The sequence below is a fragment of the Kitasatospora sp. NPDC052896 genome (assembly GCF_044547075.1).
GTDB lineage: Bacteria > Actinomycetota > Actinomycetes > Streptomycetales > Streptomycetaceae > Kitasatospora.
The window spans coordinates 74,613-89,236 of the sequence record NZ_JBITZU010000017.1; the positions used below are offsets into that span (position 1 = coordinate 74,613).

General features: G+C 72.3%; 13 protein-coding genes and 1 pseudogene. 6 read left to right on the top strand and 8 right to left on the bottom strand.

Annotated features, from left to right (window positions below; genetic code table 11):
• Positions 1-17: 17 nt before the first annotated feature.
• Together ACIGXM_RS27050 and ACIGXM_RS27055 are read left to right on the top strand one after the other, a co-directional pair.
• Positions 18-530: a hypothetical protein gene (locus tag ACIGXM_RS27050; RefSeq protein WP_396565231.1), complete on the top strand. Its 513-nt coding sequence runs from the start codon at positions 18-20 to the stop codon at positions 528-530.
• Entirely contained in the window at positions 527-1,366 is an 840-nt protein-coding gene (locus tag ACIGXM_RS27055) for a M55 family metallopeptidase (RefSeq protein WP_396565233.1), read from the top strand. Before ACIGXM_RS27050 ends, ACIGXM_RS27055 begins: the two co-directional genes overlap by 4 nt.
• Here ACIGXM_RS27055 and ACIGXM_RS27060 read toward each other — a convergent pair.
• Genes ACIGXM_RS27060 through ACIGXM_RS27070 form a run of 3 tightly spaced genes read right to left on the bottom strand, consistent with a single transcriptional unit; the run spans position 1,315 to position 4,572 of the window.
• Positions 1,315-2,109, bottom strand: coding sequence for a Mut7-C RNAse domain-containing protein (locus ACIGXM_RS27060; protein ID WP_396565339.1), 795 nt, complete (start codon positions 2,107-2,109; stop codon positions 1,315-1,317). The genes ACIGXM_RS27055 and ACIGXM_RS27060 overlap by 52 nt on opposite strands.
• Before the next feature lie 58 nt (positions 2,110-2,167).
• Positions 2,168-3,865 (bottom strand): hypothetical protein, encoded by a 1,698-nt coding sequence (locus ACIGXM_RS27065; RefSeq protein ID WP_396565235.1) that lies wholly within the window; start codon positions 3,863-3,865, stop codon positions 2,168-2,170.
• On the bottom strand, positions 3,862-4,572 hold the full coding sequence (locus ACIGXM_RS27070) for an ABC transporter ATP-binding protein (RefSeq protein ID WP_396565237.1): 711 nt from the start codon (positions 4,570-4,572) through the stop codon (positions 3,862-3,864). Before ACIGXM_RS27070 ends, ACIGXM_RS27065 begins: the two co-directional genes overlap by 4 nt.
• Positions 4,573-4,677: 105 nt before the next feature.
• On the opposite strand from ACIGXM_RS27070, the gene ACIGXM_RS27075 reads away from it, so the two are divergent.
• On the top strand, positions 4,678-4,818 hold the full coding sequence (locus ACIGXM_RS27075) for a hypothetical protein (protein WP_396565238.1): 141 nt from the start codon (positions 4,678-4,680) through the stop codon (positions 4,816-4,818).
• Positions 4,819-4,880: 62 nt separating this feature from the next.
• Here ACIGXM_RS27075 and ACIGXM_RS27080 read toward each other — a convergent pair whose 3' ends face one another.
• The gene (locus ACIGXM_RS27080; RefSeq protein ID WP_396565240.1) at positions 4,881-5,867 is read right to left on the bottom strand and encodes a TetR/AcrR family transcriptional regulator C-terminal domain-containing protein; all 987 of its coding nucleotides are present in this window, start codon (positions 5,865-5,867) and stop codon (positions 4,881-4,883) included.
• A gap of 188 nt (positions 5,868-6,055) precedes the next feature.
• Here ACIGXM_RS27080 and ACIGXM_RS27085 point away from each other — a divergent pair, with 188 nt between their 5' ends.
• Complete coding sequence (locus ACIGXM_RS27085) at positions 6,056-7,264, top strand: FAD-dependent monooxygenase (RefSeq protein ID WP_396565242.1); 1,209 nt, start codon at positions 6,056-6,058, stop codon at positions 7,262-7,264.
• A 246-nt stretch (positions 7,265-7,510) separates the two neighbouring features.
• Positions 7,511-9,178 (top strand): flavin monoamine oxidase family protein, encoded by a 1,668-nt coding sequence (locus tag ACIGXM_RS27090; RefSeq protein ID WP_396565244.1) that lies wholly within the window; start codon positions 7,511-7,513, stop codon positions 9,176-9,178.
• 59 nt (positions 9,179-9,237) lie between these two features.
• On the opposite strand, the gene ACIGXM_RS27095 is transcribed toward ACIGXM_RS27090, so the two are convergent.
• Together ACIGXM_RS27095 and ACIGXM_RS27100 are read right to left on the bottom strand one after the other, a co-directional pair.
• Positions 9,238-9,534, bottom strand: coding sequence for a UDP binding domain-containing protein (locus ACIGXM_RS27095; RefSeq protein ID WP_396565246.1), 297 nt, complete (start codon positions 9,532-9,534; stop codon positions 9,238-9,240).
• Between the two features lie 42 nt (positions 9,535-9,576).
• Positions 9,577-10,857: a sporulation protein gene (locus ACIGXM_RS27100; RefSeq protein WP_396565248.1), complete on the bottom strand. Its 1,281-nt coding sequence runs from the start codon at positions 10,855-10,857 to the stop codon at positions 9,577-9,579.
• 87 nt (positions 10,858-10,944) lie between these two features.
• Here ACIGXM_RS27100 and ACIGXM_RS27105 point away from each other — a divergent pair, with 87 nt between their 5' ends.
• Positions 10,945-11,097, top strand: a complete 153-nt coding sequence (locus tag ACIGXM_RS27105; RefSeq protein WP_396565250.1) for a hypothetical protein — start codon at positions 10,945-10,947, stop codon at positions 11,095-11,097.
• A gap of 19 nt (positions 11,098-11,116) precedes the next feature.
• On the opposite strand, the gene ACIGXM_RS27110 is transcribed toward ACIGXM_RS27105, so the two are convergent.
• Together ACIGXM_RS27110 and ACIGXM_RS27115 are read right to left on the bottom strand one after the other, a co-directional pair.
• Positions 11,117-11,938 carry a pentapeptide repeat-containing protein gene (locus ACIGXM_RS27110; protein ID WP_396565252.1) on the bottom strand — a complete coding sequence of 274 codons (822 nt, stop codon included), beginning with the start codon at positions 11,936-11,938 and terminating at the stop codon, positions 11,117-11,119.
• A gap of 144 nt (positions 11,939-12,082) precedes the next feature.
• Positions 12,083-14,622, bottom strand: a pseudogene (locus tag ACIGXM_RS27115) (galactose oxidase-like domain-containing protein).
• Positions 14,623-14,624 lie beyond the last annotated feature (2 nt).

Sequence of the window (14,624 nt, forward strand, 5' to 3'; positions counted from 1 at the left end):
ACGGGGGAGGGGTTGCCATGAACGGTAGTGCCGACAGTTACCTCGTCACCGCGGCCGTCGTGGCCCTGATCATCGTCCGTCAGCTCAAGGTCAGACCGCTGCGCGAGGACACTCCGGTCGTGCTGCTGGGCATCCTGACGGTGCTCGGGGTGGCCGGGTTGGTCTTCGGCGTGACGTCGGTGACGAAGCTGCACCCGGTGGCCGGGGGAGCCGTCGCGCTGCTGCTGCTGAGCCTGCTGGTCGCCGTCGGGTTCGGAGTGGTCCGGGCGATGACGGTCCGGGTCTGGCGCGAGCCGGACGGCACCGCGCTGCGCCAGGGGACACCGTTGACCACCGCGCTGTGGGTGGCGGCGATCGTGGTGCACTTCGCGCTGGACGCCTGGATCGACCACGTCGACCGGGGCGGCGCGCTCGGGCCGGCGACCGTCTACCTGTACATCGCGCTGACGCTGGGCGCCCAGGGCGTGGTGCTCCGCCGGCGCCTCCCCGGGACCGCGCCGGCCCTGGCGCGGTGGCGGAGGACACTGTGAAGATCTTCATCTCCTCCGACATGGAGGGCACCGCGGGGGTCGTCGACTGGGACCAGTGCCGGTCGACGGGTGCCGATTACGGCCACTACCGCGGGCTGCTCCAAGCCGAGGTGAACGCCGCCATCGAGGGCGCCGCCGCCGGCGGCGCGTCCGAGTTCCTGGTCAACGACTCGCACGGGGCGATGGCCAACCTGCGCCCGGAGGCGCTCGCCGGCCGGGCCCGCTACCTGTCCGGACGGCACAAGCCGCTCTACATGATGCAGGGCCTGGACGCCTCGTTCGACGGGGTCTTCCTGGTCTCCTACCACGGTTCGATGGCCGGCCCCGCCTCGACCCTGTCGCACACCTACAATCCGCGGGCGATCGCCGAGGTCCGGCTGAACGGCACGCCCGCGGGGGAGGCGGCGATCAACGCGCTGGTCGCGCTCGGACACCGGGTCCCGGTGCTGCTGATCACCGGCGACGACGTGACGGCCGGTGAGATCGCGCCGTTCTGCCCCGGTGTCCGCAGCGCGGTGGTGAAGACCTCGGTCTCCCGGTTCGCGGCGGACAGCCTGCACCCCGAGGCGGCCCGGGAGCTGATCCGGGAACGGGCCCACGCCGCGGTGCGCGGGCTGGCCGAGGCCGGCCCGGCCGCGACCGCACTGCCCACGATCGAGCTGCCCGCCACGCTGACCGTCCGGTTCCGCAACGCCGACCTCGCCGAGCAGGCCACCTGGATCACCGGCGTGGTCCGCACCGACGAGCTGACCGTGCGGATCACCGACCGGGACCCGATCCGGCTCTACCGCGCGTTCGTCACCGTGGTGCTGCTCACCCGCGGGATCGCCGAGTGACCGTCCCCCTCGGGTGACGGCCCGGTGCCGAACTCGGCCACCGCCTCGGCCACGATCGCGTCCAGCCGGGCGTGGTGGGCGCCGCGCCAGTAGACCTGGGCGCAGTCGACGCACTGCGCGAAGGTGTCGTACGAGCGCTCGGTGCCGTCCCGCAGCCGCTCCTGCACCGCCTCCTTGGCGGCCTCGCGCAGCGTCCCGTTGCAGGCCGTGCACCTGGTCCAGGGGGCCAGCGGCGGCGCGAACCGGGAGAGCACGTCCCGTAGCTGGTCGGCCGGGCGGTGGCTGTAGATGTAGGCGCCGGCCCAGATCTCCCGGCGGCGCAGCAGCCCCCGGTCGCGCGAGAGCAGCACCCGCCGCTCGGCGGCCGAGCGGGCGGCCAGCGCGGCGTCGCCGATGTCCGGGTTCTCGTAGGCGGCGTCGATACCCAGCAGCCGCAGCCGGCGGGCCAGCGTCCCGAGGTGCACGTCGAGCAGGTAGCGGGCCGGGCCCTCCAGCCGCTGCGGGCGCGGCACGCCGTGCACCGCGATCTCCTCGCCGGCCCCGGGGACGTGCGAGACGGGCACCGGTCGGCCGTCCGCGAGCAGCGCGCCGACCTCGGTGAGCGGAACCCCGAGGGACTCCACCAGATGGCCGAGCGTCGAGGCGCCGTCGGTCCGCACCGCCGACCGCCCGGCCCGGCGCGCCGCGGGGACGAAGAGGTGCAGCTCAGGGGCGAAACTGAGGCGGATCTCAGGTCTGTCCACTCTCTCCACGCGGCCAGCATGCCAGCCGGGCGCGGCCGGTCGCCAACGCTTTCCGCGCTCAGCCGCCGGCGCCCGGGCGGGGACGTCCGCCGAGCTTGCCCGCCCGACCCCACGCCCAGCGCAGCAGCGCCGTCGCCAGCAGCAGGCTGAAGGCCACCGCCTTGCCGAGCGGGGCCGCCGTCGGGCCGTGCAGCGCGGTCACGAACGGCAGGGTCAGCGCCGCCACCGCCACCAGCGGGCCGGCCGCGTACCAGACGGCGAAGAGCAGCGGGCCGGTGCCGCCGCCGGCCCCCTGCGCGGGCGAGATCAGCAGGTCCTGGCGCAGCACGCCGCGGCAGGCGTTCACCAGCCCGGCCCCGACCAGCGCCGGCACCGCGGCGGGCGCCAGCCAGGCCGCCGGGCCGCCGCCGTCCAGCACCACCAGTGCCGCGCCGGCCAGCGCCGGCAGGGTGCCGAGCACGGTCGGCACGATCGCGTGCCGCAGCATCAGCCCGGGCACCGAGTACGGCGACCAGGAGGCCCGGCGGATGTCGTCGGTCTCGATCCGGGCCGGCTCCAGCAACTGGGCGACCGCCAGATAGCCGAAGACCAGGGCCGCGGCCGTGGCCAGCAGCGCCGCACCGCCGCTCAGCCCGTGCACGAGGTCCGCGCAGAGCAGCGCCGGCACGGCCAGCACCACCGCGCGGCCCAGCCGTCCGGGAGAGCGCAGCAGCGCCAGGGCGTCCCGCCAGGGCACCACCAGCCAGGCCCGGCGCGGCGCGGGCAGCCGGACCCGGCGCTGCCGGGTGCCGCCCGAGGCGCTGGTCACCGTCAGCCGTGCGGCCCGCAGCTCGACCGTGCGCAGCGCGGCCAGCACCCCGGCCGCCGCCCGGGCACGGGCGCGCAGCCGGTGCAGTGAGACGGTCGCGGCGGCCCGGTCGGCGAGCACCAGGCAGCCGACGGTGGGCACCACCAGCAGCCCGGCCGCCAGCCAGCCGCCGGGCACGGCCGCCCGGGTCGGCGCCAGCGCGGCGATCCCGGCCCAGCCCCACGGACCCGACCACAGCTCGACCCGCTCCAGCCAGCGCACCGGATGTCCGGCCGCGGCGAGGGTGCTCTGCGTACCGAGCGCCAGCACGAGCAGCGTCAGGTACGGGGTGAGCCGGCGCACCCAGCCGGCGGCCCGGTCACTGCGCTCCACCAGCAGCCCGGCGCAGGTGGCCAGCAGCGGCAGGCAGACGCCGCCGACCAGGCACCAGCCGAGCGCGGCGGGCAGCCCGACCCCGGCCGTCAGGCCCAGCGCGACCATGCCCCCGCAGGCCGTCACCAGGCCGGGGAAGACCGCCAACGCGCAGGAGAGCCAGAACCACGGCCGCAGCACCGGGCGCGGGCGGACCGGGTGGGCGAGCAGCCAGTCGGCGGTCGCCCGGGGCGGCACGACCGGGCCGCGCCACAGGCCGTCACGGACCACCAGCAGCACGGTGGCCAGCCCGAGCGCGGTGATCCCGCTGGGCATCGCGGCGAGCAGGAGGCCGCCGTGCCGGGTGTAGTCGGCGCCCATCGAGGCCTGCAGGAACAGGCCGAGGCTGGGCACGGCCCCCCAGACGACCAGCACGAGCAGCGTGCAGTAGACCGCGAAGGCGGCCTGCTTGGCGCGCTGCCGGCGGTGCGGGGCGCGCATGGCGCGGAGCAGGGCGAGGGCCTCGTCCGTCCAGTCGTCGTCGGCGGACCACTCGGCGGGGGCTTCCCGCTCGCTCTCGACGGCGGTGTCGCTCACCGGTTGCCCGCCTCCGCCGGCTCGCCGAGGACCTTGCCGGGCGTCCCCTGCTCCAGGATCCGGCCGTCCTCCAGTACCACCACCCGGTCGGCCACCTCCCGGGCCAGGTCGCCGTGGTGGGTGACCAGCAGCACCGCCACGCCGTCCGCCAGCTCGGCCCGGAGCAGGTCCGCGAGCCGGCGACGTGCCTCCGGGTCGAGGCGCTGCTCGGGCTCGTCCAGCAGCAGGAGGTCGCGCGGCCGGACCAGCGCGCAGGCCAGCAGCAGCGCCTGCAGCTGCCCGGAGGAGAGCGCCGACGGCAGCGCGTCGGCCCGCTCGGCGAGCATCCGGTCGACCAGCACCTGCTCGACCCACTCCCGGGCGTCGGCGACCCCGTGGGCGACGGCGACCAGCAGCAGGTGCTCGCGCACGGTGAGGTCGGGGTAGCAGGCGACGGTGTCGCCGACCACGGCGACCCGGGCGCGGATCCGCGGGTCGTTCTCGTCCATCGGCAGCCCGTCGAAGCGGACCGTGCCCTTGGTCGGCAGGTCGCGCCCGGCCGCGATCCGCAGCAGCGTCGACTTGCCGGATCCGTTGTGGCCGAGCAGCGCGACGCACTCGCCGGCGGCCAGCGCCAGGTCGACCGGGTGCAGCACCTCCCGCTCGCCGTACGAGCGGCTCACCCCGGTCAGCCGCAGCAGCGCCTTGGGCGCGGATTTCTCGGGCATCTGAACCGGACCTCTCGACGTGTGGGACCGCCCACCCTAGCGACCGTCCTCGCGGTGCCGGTAAACCGGTGGCGTCGAGCGGCGGCCGCTGCTTCGATGCCCCGGATGACCACCGACGCCGATGACCAGCTCCTCGCCCGGACCGAGCGCCACTACGACGCCGTCCCCCGCTCCGCCGCCCGCATCCACGCCCGCGCCGGCTTCCGCCACGTCGCCACCGCCCTGATCGCGGAACCCGCCGGGTAGGGCGCGAGGGGTCCGACCGCGCGTCAGCCGCGCGGGGGCGACGTCGGGGCGAAGCCGGCGGGTCAGGACCGGGGTCGGGACTGCCCGTCGAGGAGCACCGCCATGCCGTCGAGGAGGCGCTGCAAGCCGAACTCGAACAGCTCGTCCAGGTCGAGGTCGTACCCGGCCGTGACGAGCCGCTCGAACGTCGGGAACCGACCGGGAGCCAGGATTTCCTGGAGCGCCGGTTCCTGCGCGTCCAGCCACTGCTCGTTGTCCAGGCCGCTGAGTGCCTCCGCCTCCGCCTCCAGCTCGACGTTGACGGCGGTGCCGCGGACGTAGTTGAACAACGTGAGGTGCGCGGTGAAGACCGTCGGGAGATCGAGACCCTGGCCGTCCAGGGCGGCGAGCGTCCACTCGGTGAAGGGCACCGCGTTGGCGACCGGTTGCGGCCGGGTCACCGACAGAGCCGGTGCGAGCCACGGGTGACGGCGGAACATTCCCCACAGCATCCGGGCGGCGAGCGTGAGCCGGTCCCGCCAGCCCTCCGGCGGGTCGGCGGGGAACGTCCACCGGGAGAACGCCGCGTCCATCATCCGCGTCAGCAGGTGGTCCTTGTCGGCCACGTGCCGGTACAGCGACATGGTCGCCACCCCGAGTTCGCCGGCGACCCGGCGCATCGAGACCGCGGCCAGCCCTTCCGTGTCGGCGACCGCGGTGGCGGCGGTGACGATCCGTTCGAGTGTGAGCGCCTCGTCCGAGGCTCCCTTCCGACGGGCGGACACCGCCGTGCCGGAGGGGGCGCCCGGGCGCGTCGCGGCCGGGTGGCCGGTGCGTGCCGGCCGGCTGCCGGTCTCGACGACCGTGCCGACGCCCGGGACGGCGCGAACCAGGCCCTCGTGACGGAGTTCGGTGAGCACCCTGGTCGCGGTCGCCATGGCCACGCCCCAACGCCGGGTGATCTCGCGGGTCGAGGGCACCCGGTCGCCCGGCGCCAGTTCGCCCGCCTCGATGCGCTGCCGCAGTTCGGCGACGATCTCGCCGTAGCGCGGTGCTCCCTGTTGGCCCACGGCTCCCCTCCGCACTAGTGCACCTGGATGCGCACCACCCTAGTCGTCACGTCGGGGAAGTGCCCCCACCGGTGCCGGACCGGACGGACGCGACCATCCCAGCACTAGTGCACTGCCCGTCAATTTCTCTTGCTCAGCCGCGACTTCAAGGCTTGCAAGCTCAATGCGTACGCCGTACATTCGGCCTTATGCGGAACACCGACATACTCATCTCCGGCGCCGGCATCGCCGGTCCCGCGTTGGCATACTGGCTGCGCCAGGCGGGCTTCACCGTCACCGTCGTCGAGCGCGCCCCGGCGCCCCGGCCGGGCGGTCAGACCGTGGACCTGCGCGGCGCCGGTCGCACCGTGATCACGCGGATGGGTCTGATGGACCGGGCGCGGGCGGTGAGCGTCGACCAGCGCGGCCTCGCCTTCGTCGACAGCTCCGGCCGCATCACCGCTCGGATGCCGGTGGACGGTTTCGGCGGCGAGGGAATCGTCTCCGAGATCGAGATTCTCCGAGGTGACCTCGGCCGCCTGCTGTACGAAGCCTCCCTGCCGGACACCGAGTACCTGTTCGACGACACCGTCACCGGGCTCGCCCAGGACGACGACGGAGTCACCGTCACCTTCGAGAAGGCCGACCCGCGTCGCTTCGGGCTGGTCGTGGGCGCGGACGGGCTGCACTCCGTGGTGCGGGCACTGGCCTTCGGTCCGGAGGCGGACCACGTCCGCCCGCTGGACGTCCACACCGCATGGTTCACCGCCACCGAGGAGATGGACCTCGACGGCTGGTACCAGATGTTCAACCTGCCCGGCGGGCTCGTCGCGTCGGCTCGGCCGGGGCGTCTGCCCGGTGAGATCAAGGCCGGCCTCAGCTTCCGGTCGAGGCCGATCGGCTACGACCGCCGCGACACCGCCGCGCAGCAGGACATCGTGGCCCGACGCTTCGCCGGTGCCGGATGGGAGGTGCCGCGGCTGCTGCGGGCGATGCGCACGGCGTCCGACTTCTTCTTCGACTCCATGGGCCAGGTGCGCCTCGACCACTGGTCCCGCGGCCGGGTGGCGCTCCTGGGCGACGCCGGATACTGCGCCACGCCGCTCTCCGGTCTGGGAACCAGCCTGGCCCTGGTCGGCGCCTACGTGCTGGCCGGTGAACTCGCCCGCGCCGACGGCGACCACCGCGTCGCCTTCCGGAGCTACGACCAGGTCATGCGCCCCTACGTCCGGCAGGCCCAGCAGCTGCCACCCGGCGGCGCCTCGGGATACGCGCCCTCCAGCGCCCTCGCCATCCGCCTGCGGGACCTCTCGATGCGGTCGATGAACCGCTGGCCGATGCGGAACCTGCTCGCCGCGCAGTTCGCCAAAGCCGGAGACATCACGCTGCCCGAGTACGACCACCCGGCTCTCCGCTAGCGCGCGGGTCACGGCCAGGGCCACGTCGAACCCGTCACCGCCGAGGACCGGCCGGGCACCCGGCCGGTCCTCGGCGGTGACGGGCGGCCGTGAAGCGGAGTGCGCCGGAGTCGCCCGTCTCCGTACGGGTGAATCGCCGCGTGCTGCATTGCTTCGTCTGCGAATGGGCTGAAGGATCGCTGGCTGTTCGACCACTCGCTCAGCCGTTCATCACATCAGCCTTCAGTACGAGAGAAGAGGACCCAGATGACCCCTCCGAAGAAGCGGCCGGCACCGGGCAAGCCCGTGGGCAACGAAGCGAAGGCGCTCTACCAGGCCATGATCGGCGCGGCCGGGCCGGAGGCCACCGGCTGGACCGGCCCGCTCCAGGCCACGGCGAAGACCGGCGAGCCGGAGGAGGTGCTGATCCTCGGCGGCGGCGTGGCCGGCCTGACCGCGGCACTGGAGCTGAGCCGGCTCGGCTACGCCTGCACCGTGCTGGAGGCGCAGAACCGGGTCGGCGGACGCAACCGCACCGCGCGCAAGGACGACGAACTCTACGAGCTGGACGAGAAGACCGGCCGGCCCGTCCTGACCCACAAGTGCGCCTTCGACGACAAGCTCTACCTCAACCTCGGCCCCGGCCGCATCCCGTACCACCACCGGCGGGTGCTCAAGTACTGCCGTGACTTCAAGGTCGCGCTGGAGCCGTACGTCATGGAGACCACGGCGAACCTGGTCCGCCCGCCGCACACCACCAAGCCGTGGCCCAACCGCCGGGTGGCCAACGACGTCCGCGGCCACCTCGCGGCCCGGATCGCCCAGGAGTTGGTGGAGAAGGACGCCTTCACCGGTGAACTGCTCGACCTGCTCCGGGTGTTCGGCGCGCTGGACGAGGGTCACAAGTACCGCGGCTCGACCCGGTCCGGCTACCTCGGTTCGCCCGTCGTCGAGGACTGGCCCACCCCCGCCCCGCCGTTGCCCTTCGAGGACCTGGTCAACTCGGGCTACTGGAAGGCCCGTTTCTACCAGCCGGTGGACTACCTCTGGCAGGCCACCATGTTCCAGCCGGTCGGCGGCATGGACAAGATCGTCGACGCGCTGGCCCGCGAGGCGAAGAAGGCCGGTGCGAAGATCAAGCTCGGAGCCGTGGTCACCGGGATCGAGATCGACCCGGACGGCGTCGGCGGGGTCAGGGTCAGCTACCGCCAGAACGAGAAGGACCACCACACGACGCCCGTCTACTGCGTGAGCAACATCCCGATCCCGGTCCTCAAGGGCATCAAACGCTCGGGCTTCTCCAAGGAGTTCGAGGCCGCGCTCAAGGTGGTGGAGTTCGAGAAGACCTGCAAGGTGGGCTGGCAGGCCAACCGGCGCTTCTGGGAGGGCGATCTCGACCAGGCCGGCGACAGCGAGGGCATCTACGGCGGGATCAGCTGGACCGGTCACAACATCACCCAACTCTGGTACCCCTCCAACGACTTCTTCTCCGACAAGGGCACCCTGACCGGCGCCTACAACTTCGCCAAAGCCGCCGATGACCTCGGCAGGATGACCCCGAAGAAGCGCCTGGAGCTGGCCCGCAAGGGTGCCGTCGAACTGCACCCGGAGTTCGAGGACAGGAAGTTGGTGCCCGACGACAAGGGCGTCACCATCGCCTGGCACAAGGTTCCCTTCCAGCTGGGCGGTTGGGCGGACTGGAAGCCGGCGGAGCCGAGTCACCTCAGGGCCTACAAGCAGCTCCTCCAGCCCGAGGGCCTGGACGAGTGCTTCTACGTCACCGGAGACCAGGTCTCCCCGCTCCCGGGCTGGCAGGAGGGGGCCATGATGTCCGCCCACTACGTGGCCCAGCAGATCTACGGCATCATGCCCCTCTCGGTCCCCGAGGTGGTCGCGGTGCCGGACTCGGTCGCGCTGACCCAGGGTCTGTACTGACGCACCCCGCCCGCGGCCCCCGGGAGACGCCCGTCCTCCTGCGGGCCGCGGCCGTGCGCTCAGGGCCGGCCGACAGAAAGGTAGTTGAAGCCGGCATCGCGCATCCGGGTCGGGTCGAGCAGGTTGCGGCCGTCGAAGAGGACCGGGCGGCGCATCATGTGCACGACGTCCTCCCACGGCAGGTCGGCCAGTTCGGGCCACTCGGTGACCACCATCGCCGCGTCCGCCCCCGCGAGGGCCTGCAGGGCGGTGTCGTGACGGGTGGTGGCCGACCACGGGGTGGCGTCGGTGATCCGGGCCAGCGGATCCCAGCAGTGCACCTCGGCACCCTCGGCCAGCAGCCGGGAGGCGATCACGAGTGCAGATTCTGCCGCCGCTCGGCGAAAGATGACGTTCTGTCAGATAGCCATGGTCAATTCGGTGCGGGCGCGGTGGACGAACTCCGAGACCCGGACCTCGTCCTTCCAAGGTGTGAGCGCGGCAGTGAGGTCCCGCACGTAGCCCAGTGCGCGAGTGGACTGGACCCGCGCGAGGATGTCGATGGCCTGGTGGCCGAGGACAAGGCCTTGTTCGAGGTCCCGGGCCTGCAAGTGGGTCATGGCGACTACGGTCATGCGTAGCCCGACGGACCGGGTGAAAGCACCCGGTGACATGGTGGCGGCTTGAGCGTTCCACGTCAGAGCTGCCTTGGGGTTGTGCAGGTCCCGGTAGATCTCGGTGGCATCGGCGGAGAGCCTGGCATGGTCGAAGTAGCCGATCCAGGCTGGTTCCCGGTCCGGGCGGGCCTGGCCGAGCAGGGCTTCGGCACTGGAGAGGGCTGCTGCCGCTGCCCGTGGATCTCGCGCGCGGCCGTGGGCCCTGGCCTCGATCAGTTTGCTGAACGCCAGCACGCGGGGTGCTGCTATGCCCTTGGAGCGCTCGAAGGCGCCCTGGGCCATGTCGATTGCTTCGCTGGAGTAGCCGCGCAGCAAGGCCTGCAGAGCCATGGTCGTCAGGACGTAGCCACCGAGTTCGACGTTGCCGCCGGCTCTGGCCAGGCGCAGCGCCTGGATGAAGTGACGCTGTGCGGCGTCGTGCTGGCCGACGTCGAACGCGGACCAGCCGGTGACGCGGCTGAGTTCGGCGGTGACGGAGAAGAGTTCCTTGCCGATGGGGTCGGTGAAGCTCCCGTTCAGCAGCGGCGCGGCGCGGTGCTTGAGGCAGTCGGTGACCGAGTTGGCTTTCCAGTTCCCGCCGCCGTACTTGGAGTCCCAGCGTCTGGCTTCGTCGGCCGCATCCCACAACTCGTCCAGATCGCGTCGGCCCACGCGGCGGCCGTCGCGCTGGGCCACGTTGTCGTCGGTCGGCCTGACCAGCCAGCGGGTGACGGGTGTGGCGTAGGCGGAGATGGCGAAACTGCTGCCGAGGAAGTCGCGGCGATCCACGTGGCTCCAGAAGTGCGTGGCGACGCGTACGGCGTCGGTCGGGGTCCTGGCGAAATCCAACCCCATCGAGGGCGTCGGATCCCGCAGGCTGCCCATGCCGATTTCCGCGAGGCTTACCGGCCGGCCCAGGCGCTCGGCCAGCGCCTGTGCCAGCAGCGCGGGTACTGGGGGGCGCGGAGTCGTGCCGAATACCTGATCGCCGAGCGTAGGCCCAAAGCCCTGGAGAGTGAAGTCGCCCCACGACTTGTGAGCCACCGTCATGAGCCTGTTGAGCCGGTTAGGTTGAGCTGTTACCTGGCACTCCCGCACCTCGCGGGCCCACGCAAGGGGTGTACTGCGACGATGCTCGATGTGGAGCGGGAGTTGTTGGATGTGGCGATGACGGCGCTTTGCGCGGTGGCCCACATTCGCACCACAGCCGGGGAAACGGTCGACGTTGTGGAGTTGCTGGCCGAGCACGCCCAGGCGGTCGCCCGTCGCGTCGACCTGGTCTGACGAAGGCGTTGGCCGGCGACTACCAGTGCGCCGGGCGGTCGAGGTGGGCCGGGAGCCTGGTGCTGGAGTCGCCCCGGGCGGCGTTCAGTTGGGCTTGGGTGAGGAAGATGGCGCCGGTGAGGTCGGCGCCGGGGAGGTTGGTGTCGCGGAGGTCGGCGCCGATCAGGTCGGCGTCGCGGAGGTCGGCGTTCCGCAGGTTGGCGGCGATCAGGTAGGCGCCGCGGAGGTTGGCGGCGCGGAGGTCGGCGCCCGCCAGCTTGGCGCCGATCAGGTCGGCGCCGCGGTGGTTCCGCTTCCTGCCGGGGACCTTGGCGCGGACGAGTTCGCTGGTCTCCAGGAGGAGGGCGTTGACCTCGGCACGGACGGTGGGCATGTCGAGGGTGGTGAGGGCCTCGGGGGCGGCGAGGGTCAGCTGGTCGACGCGGTCCAGGGCCTGGCGGAGCTCGGCGTGCAGGGGGGCGGCCGGCGGCAACCCCAGCGCCTCGGTCAGGTACCAGAGCAGCTCGTGCAGTTGCCGCATGACCGGGAGGACCTGGAACATCTGCCGGGCCGACTTCGGGGCCCGTCGCCAGTCCTGGCCGCCGAAGGTGACCTGGGAGACCTTCTGGCCGGCGCCGAAGCAGTCGAAGACCGTGCAGCCGGTGAAGCCCTTGGCGCGCAGGTCGGTGTGGATGCCGCAGCGGAAGTCGGCCAGCAGGTTCCCGCAGGGCTTCCCGGCGTCCTTGTCGACCGCGAAGTCGGACGACTTCGCGAACGGCAGGGCGACGCAGCAGAGTGCGAAGCAGTTGGCGCAGTCAGCCTGCAACGCGGCGGACGACGGGGCTGCGGGCTGCTCGGACAAGGTGCGCGATCTCCCCAGGGCGGTGGTGAGCACCGCCTGTCGCCGTGCTCCGGACCAGCGGCCATGGTCGCAGATGGGCCGAGGAGGACGAAACCGGCCGTGGTGACCCCCGCCGGAGCCACCACGGCCGGTGCGCGTGGGAGGTTACTGGGCGACTCCGGCGTCACCCCGGTCGCAGGCGATGCCGTCGTGGTTGGTGTCCAGGCCGTACGGGTCGCGGCCGTTCACCACCAGCGGCGGGAAGCCGTGAGCGAGCAGCCACTGGCAGCGGGCCCCGGCGGTCGCCGGCACGCCCGCCGGGAAGGACGTCGGGACGCACACGTTGACCTCGCCGTAGGCGTGCTCGCAGCCGTCCGCCTTGGCCGAGACCGGGGTCTCGGCGGCACGCGGTACCGCCGGCCGGGGCAGCGCCGCCCTGGGGGCCGCCGGCTCGGCGCCACGGGCGAAGTCGAGGATGTGCGGGTCGGGACGCTGGGTGCCGGCCGGCCGGACCGCCGCGGACTGCGCGCTGCCGGCGGGCAGTGCCAGCACGAGCGCCGCGAGGCCCGCGACGGCCGCGCCGCCCACCCCGGCGGCGGCCAGCCGGCGGAGGAAGGGGGAGGAGGGCATGACGGGATCTCCTTGCCGAGGGAAAGACGTCACTGCAGGTGCACCCACTGCGCCACCGACGGCACGCCGTTCGCGTTGACCGCGAAGAGCATGTAGTACCCGGGCGGGGCGAGGTTGGGGTTGCTGGTCACGTTGAGGTTCACGCTGCCGTCGCTGTTCACCGTGAGCGGCAGGTCGACGAAGCGCTGGTTGGGGTCGGAGGAGTGGGTCACCGCGGCCGGCCGGATCAGCTCGGCCCGCACGATCGGCGCGTCCACCGTGATGTGCTGGCTCGACCCGTACGACCACATGGTGTTGGTGACGCCGGTGATCTGCGGCCGGGCGCCCTGGTAGAGGTACGGCGGCGTGTAGATCGAGACGTGCATGTTGAAGCTGCCGTCGCCGGGGTTGTCGCCGACCGTCATCACCCGGGCGTCGGGCAGCAGGAAGGACGCCGAGTGGTAGCCGCGCGGGATCGGGTCGGTGGCCATGCCGGGGGTGAAGGTGTTCGACGTCGGGTTGAACATCGAGGCCTCGAAGACCGGATCGGCCCGGTTGTGCAGCGCGCCGCCGGTCTCGAAGACCTGACCGTTGGGCAGCAGCACGGCGGAGACGTACATCTTGCCCTGGCCGGGGCTCTCCGGCGCGCCGCCGGTGAGCGTGCCCTGCGGCAGCAGCGGGCCCGGGGTGTAGGCGGGCGAGGCGGCCTTGAGGTCGATCAGGTCGGTCTGCCGGCCGGCGTCCACGTTGGTGTCGACGTTGCCGCCGCCCATCACCATCACCCGCTGGTCCTGCGCCGGCGGCAGCAGGACGCTCATCGACTGGTCGCGGGTGTCCTTGCTCTGCAGGCCGGGCACGTCGGTCACGGTGTTGGCGTTGTAGTCCAGGATGGACGCGCCGGTGCCGGGGGTGCCGTTGCCGAAGACGTGGCTGCCGGTGTAGAAGAGCCGGCCGTCCTGCATCAGGATCATCGACGGGTAGAGGCCGAAGAAGTTCCAGGTCTGGTTGACCTGGCTGGTCGGCAGCCACTGCTGCTTGGCGAAGGAGAACCGCTCGGCGGTGACGCTGCCGGTGGAGTCCGCGCGCAGACCGCCGAAGGTCATGATGTCGCCGTCGCCCATCTCGGTGGCCGAGGGGTACCAGTGGCCGTCGTTCATGTCGTTGACCCGGCTGTAGGTGTTGGTGGCCGGGTCGAAGATGTAGGAACTGGTCAGTCCCTCATAGCCGTGCGAGCCGTCGGCGGCCGGGTAGGACTTGGTGCCGCTCATGATCAGCACACGGCCGTCCGGGAGTTGGACGTGACCCGAGCAGAACATGTCGGACGGGGTGGGGATCTGGGTGAAGCTGCCGGTGGCCGGGTCGTAGACGGCGGAGGTGAAGGTGCCGGCGTTGAACATCATCGGGTCGTTGCCCGAGCCCGCCATCAGCAGCACCTTGCCGTTGTGCAGCACGATGGCGTGCATGCTGCGCACCGGGTTGAGGAAGGGCAGCACCTGCCACGAGCCGGTGGTGCAGGCCGCGCCGGCCGTGCACACCGCGCCGCTCGCGGGGACGGTGGCGTCCTCCATCGTGTAGTCGTCGGTGAGCAGGGTGCCGGTGCCGTAGACGGTGACGCCCCAGGTGATCTGGTCGGTGTTGGGCGGGATCACCGGGGTGCGCACGCTGGTGTGCTGGTAGGCCGAGGTGACCGGCAGGGTCTCCAGGTCGGTCCAGTACTGCCAGCCGGTCGCCACGTCGTGCCGGAACGCGGTGACCACGGTGTCCGGCGTCGTCGTGGTGTACCAGAGGCCCAGGTCGTACTGGTGGTTGGGGGTCACCGAGGGCGCGCAGGAGGGGTTCTCCAGCATCATCGCCTTGTCGTCGCCGGTGGTGACCCCGCTGACGGTGATCTGCATCGCCCGGCTGCCGCTGTGGGCGTTGGGGCTGACGGCGTAGGCGACCGTGCCGTTGCCCCAGCCGGACTTCTCCCAACAGGTCGGGAAGCCGGTGGAGTCGAGCGATTCGAAGCCCGGGTTGACCACCAGGTTGGCCCCGGCGAAGGCGGGCCGGGCGACGATCAGCAGGGCGAGCAGGGTGAAGACGGTGAAAGCGGCCAGAG

Bases quoted from the DNA above. Each gene is read 5' to 3' on its own strand.
- ACIGXM_RS27050 (WP_396565231.1), top strand. From the start codon at position 18: ATGAACGGTAGTGCCGACAGTTACCTCGTCACCGCGGCCGTCGTGGCC.
- ACIGXM_RS27070 (WP_396565237.1), bottom strand. From the start codon at position 4,572: ATGCCCGAGAAATCCGCGCCCAAGGCGCTGCTGCGGCTGACCGGGGTG.
- ACIGXM_RS27075 (WP_396565238.1), top strand. From the start codon at position 4,678: ATGACCACCGACGCCGATGACCAGCTCCTCGCCCGGACCGAGCGCCAC.
- ACIGXM_RS27085 (WP_396565242.1), top strand. From the start codon at position 6,056: ATGCGGAACACCGACATACTCATCTCCGGCGCCGGCATCGCCGGTCCC.
- ACIGXM_RS27090 (WP_396565244.1), top strand. From the start codon at position 7,511: ATGACCCCTCCGAAGAAGCGGCCGGCACCGGGCAAGCCCGTGGGCAAC.
- ACIGXM_RS27105 (WP_396565250.1), top strand. From the start codon at position 10,945: ATGCTCGATGTGGAGCGGGAGTTGTTGGATGTGGCGATGACGGCGCTT.